The following is a 3,975-nucleotide window of genomic DNA, read 5'->3' on the forward strand; positions in this document are numbered from 1 at the left end:
GACAACGGCGCGACGACGGCTGCCCCGGCTAAGGATCTCCACCGGCGCCCGCTGCGCGGCATCGAGTAGCTCGCTCTGATGAGCGCGGAAGTTGCTAAGCGTCGTGGTGACCATGCCACCAATAGTACATCTTGTACAACTAGTGGTCCAGTGGCCTGCACGCGACATGGGCGCCGAGTCTGCTTCGAGGCTTCTACCCTGTGGGTTTGACGTAATCCGACATTATCGCACTTCCACGCGCAGGCCGGAGCCCCGTAGGGAACGCGTGGCTGCGCCCGCGTGGTCAAGCCAGGCAGGTCCTGGTCATACGGTCCGAACTGGTGCGGTGGTGTTGCGCTCGATGGTCAGGAGTTCTAGCAGTTCGTCCTCGGTCACGACTTCGATCGGCTGTCCCTTGGCCCGCAGTTCGAGGGCTTTGCGGGCTTTGCCGGTCTGAAATTCCGCGAGGTCGTCGCCGCGGAAACCATCGCCGATCACCAACACGGTGGTTTTCCGCGTCAATCCTTTGGCGGGTGTGGCTCCGACGCGTGCGACCGCGTCACAGGCGTCTTGCCTGGTCATGCTGCCCAAGCCTCCAGTGAAGACCACAACCTGACCGTAGAGGGGATGCTCGGGATCGGCGTCGATGGACGCCTCTGGAATGGCTAATGGGCCGCGAGCAGAGTGACTGGGGGAGCGGACAGCGCGAGCCTGCCTGCATGGGTCCCAGCCGCCGGCAAAGAGACGACCGAGGTTCACCGTCAGCGCGGCGGTCAGGTGCGTCAGGTCTGCGCACTCGTTGCGGTCGGCGAGGGCGAGCAGGACACCGGCGCAGGCGCGGGCATCTGCCGCGGCATCGTGGTGGCGCTCAAGCGGTACGCCCAGGTGAGAGGCCACTATCGGCAGTCGGTAGGACACCAGGTCCAATGCTTGCCGGGCCATGACGAGTGTGCATCCGTAGGTCCACTCCGGCCATGGGTGGCCAGAGGTCTCGCATGCGTAGCGCACCACGCTGGTGTCGAAGGAGGCGTTGTGCGCCACGACGGTGTGCCCTTCGAGGTACTGCGAGATTTCGGGCCACAGTTCACCGAACCGGGGCTTGTGCTGGACCATCTCCGGGGTGATGCCGTGGATGGAGACATTGCGGGCAAAGAACTCGTCGTGCCCCTCGGGGGGACGGATCATCCAGCTTCGTTCGTCGGTGACGACGCCGTTAGTGACCACTGTCGCGCCAAGCGAGCAGATGCTAGCACGGCTGGAGTTGGCAGTTTCGGTGTCGAAGGCGACGAAGGTCATCTCGGAGCTCATCGGTCACCCACCGGCATAGGGCGAGCAACCAAACTGGAATCGTCGTTCAAGTAGTACCTGAACTGGCGAGGATGACTCTTCGGCAATCCTGGGTCTCGAGGCAGTGGGTAGGCCGCGGTGAGGCGAATCGATTCCAGCTTGCCCCACCCGGTTGCCAGGTCCTTGACGGTGACTCCGAGGGTGAAAGCTGCGCGCCCTTGGCCTTCCCGTGAGGCCTGCGGGTTGGGGGTCCGGGTGGTGAGCGATGCCAGGTCGGGCCAGCGTGGTTCGGTCAGGGCGCCCAGTCCCTGCCGCTCAGGCGATTCGAGAACCGCAGTGAACCGGTTCTTCAGCTGGGTGATCTCGGCCTCAACTTTGCTGAGAGTATCGTCCACGGTGAAGTAGCCGGTGATTTCTGCTTGGTCCACTTCGGGCATCGGGGCGTCCGTCGTCTTGACGACGAGCCGGCCCGAAAGAAGCCTCTGGAGTAGCTCACGGTCGTTGCGTTCAACCGTCCAGCCGCCGAGCTGGCGGGGCAAGTCGGCGGCGCCGTTGACGTCGATGAGGCAGATGTAGAAGCGATCTGCCGACAGTTCGACGCACGCCACGGGCGGTAGGTATTTCATGCTTCCCCTTGCAGTTTCGGAGGGGTGTTCACATGAAAATTTACCGCTCAGGGTATCCGCGGTGGCGGGTTTCTAAATTTCTTCGAAGAAGTCTTCGTCGATGCGGTGTAGCACCACGGTGTGCAATTCCTGGACTCCGACGCCGTACTGGACCAGGAGGCGGGGCAGGCGAGCGCCGTCGATGAGTTCGATGCGGGCGTTGATTCGCTCGGCTTCCAGTAGGGCTCCGCGGGTGAACGACGAGGTGGTGATGAAGACGCCTCGATCGCCTTGTTTGCCCAGGAGGGTGCCGGCGAATTCGTGGATGCGTGGGCGGTCGACGTGCGGTCGAGGGCGTAGCGCTTGGCTTGGACGTAGATGCGGTCCAGTCCGAGGGGGCCTTGGCTGATGATGCCGTCGACGCCGGCGTCTCCGCTGGCGCTGGTGCGCTCAACGTTGCCGGCCCTGCCGTAGCCCATTTTCTCCAGCAGGCGGATCACGAGGTCTTCGAACCCGGAGGGGAAAGGGTGAGCGCTCTGTCGAGGAGTTCGATTTCCAGAGTGGCCTGGTTCTCCAGGACCGCGGCGTCGATGAGGTCTTGCGGGGTGGCAGTCGTTTCGTCCAGGTCGACCGGAGGTTGCGGTGTCTTCTTGCCGTCTCGGTTCCGGGCTCGGTCACGGAACGCGCGGAAAGGCTCGAACTGCTCGAGCGCCGGCAGGTCGACACGATCGGGGTGCTCGGCGTTACCGCTACGGAGGTAGCCAGGAGTCGCGATCGAGTAACGACCTTACTTGAGGCGAGGCCTTTCCAGCCAGGGGCGCGTTGACGTGCTCGGGCACTACTGAAAGCTGTTCGAGGATGTCGAACATTTAACTCCCCGTCACGGTGCGCAGGTTCGCATGCGAGGGAGTCAAATGGTTGCCCAGAGGGGCTTAGGGAAGCAGCTCGTCGTCGATCCAGTCTTCTGCGCAGTAGATCGCGTCGACCATCATGCCCATTGACGTGTGCCCCGTCGCAGTCATCGTCTCCTCGTCCACGGTAGTCGAATCACTCGAACTGTCGGGCGCAGCTCCCGCACCGACCTTCAGGAACTTCATCCGTCCGTCCGACCGGCAGTGCACCGCCACGGTCCCGCCGTCAGGGAAGTAGTGCTTCATGCGCTCGGTCACGACGTCGTCAGCTGGATCGTCGTCGATACATGCCACGGTGTTGCGCACCCATGGGTACTTGACGTCGCGGAACTCCGCGTCGCGGTTGTGCTGCGCAAATCCGAACGTTGCGACCGCGTGCGGGTCTCGTGTCTCGTGCCGCGCATCCCACTGTTTCGCGAGCTGCCCTAGAAAGAAGTTGTAGCCCGCGTCCACCACAGGCCCGTCGCCCGCGAAGAGTCGCCTGACTACGGTGGTCTCGAAGTCTTCCGGACTGGGGCCGGTGCGTACTCGGTGCACGACGGCTCCTTGCTCGATCGAGAAGGCGTCCATCACGTACCGCACCGGGCGCTCGCCTGTGGTGCGAAGTGAGTCGACGTCGCCCTTCCGGGCTATCAGCTTGATAGCCCAGTCGTAGTAGTGGCCGCCTCGGATTCCGTACCGCACGTGCAGTTCGGTATTCACTGGGTTGCCGTTCCCATATGGACCCAGCGATCCGACGAATTCGTTGTACTCGATTCCGGCCGCCGGCACTTCGTAGGGCTTCTTCTTAGTCATGCCCCAACGATATGGCCGCCCTCCGACAACGGGGTCATCCCTCTGACCATCCGACCGTGTCGCTGGGGTACACGGCAGCGGGGCATCGCTCAGCTTGGGCTTCCTCCTGGTTCAAAAGGCCACGAACGTTCTGTGGCACGTGCATTTCTTAGGGTCTAGAGCCCAGTGGTGCTCGCTTCATCGTCAGTGGGGGAGTACCTGCCGGTTGCGAGCTGCCTGCTGGTGGCGGTATAGCGTGGCTCGGGACCAGCCGACCAGACTGGCTGCTTCGGCGGCGGTCCGGCCCTTTTTTCGGGCGTCTTGGGCGATCTCGAGCTTCTCGGCGATCACTGCGGGATCAACAGGGGGCCGGCCGAACCGAGTGCCGCTCTGCTTCGCCGCGGCGATGCCGGCGTTGA

3 protein-coding genes and 2 pseudogenes are annotated in these 3,975 nt (G+C 63.4%); all 5 read right to left on the reverse strand.

Annotation, left to right across the window (positions count from 1 at the left end; genetic code table 11):
* Nucleotides 1-303: 303 nt before the first annotated feature.
* The gene (locus HMPREF3086_RS00455) at nucleotides 304-1,275 is read right to left on the reverse strand and encodes an exonuclease domain-containing protein (RefSeq protein ID WP_070719683.1); all 972 of its coding nucleotides are present in this window, start codon (nucleotides 1,273-1,275) and stop codon (nucleotides 304-306) included.
* 8 nt (nucleotides 1,276-1,283) lie between these two features.
* Entirely contained in the window at nucleotides 1,284-1,892 is a 609-nt protein-coding gene (locus tag HMPREF3086_RS00460) for a hypothetical protein (protein WP_141763930.1), read from the reverse strand.
* Between the two features lie 72 nt (nucleotides 1,893-1,964).
* A pseudogene (locus HMPREF3086_RS19825) lies at nucleotides 1,965-2,475 on the reverse strand (restriction endonuclease); the annotation flags it as partial.
* 328 nt (nucleotides 2,476-2,803) lie between these two features.
* On the reverse strand, nucleotides 2,804-3,577 hold the full coding sequence (locus HMPREF3086_RS00465; protein ID WP_246830829.1) for a hypothetical protein: 774 nt from the start codon (nucleotides 3,575-3,577) through the stop codon (nucleotides 2,804-2,806).
* Nucleotides 3,578-3,760: 183 nt separating this feature from the next.
* A pseudogene (locus tag HMPREF3086_RS19200) lies at nucleotides 3,761-3,975 on the reverse strand (recombinase family protein); the annotation flags it as partial.

Origin of the sequence: Dietzia sp. HMSC21D01, from assembly GCF_001815995.1 — a bacterium.
In the GTDB taxonomy this organism is placed as follows: Bacteria; Actinomycetota; Actinomycetes; order Mycobacteriales; family Mycobacteriaceae; genus Dietzia; species Dietzia cinnamea.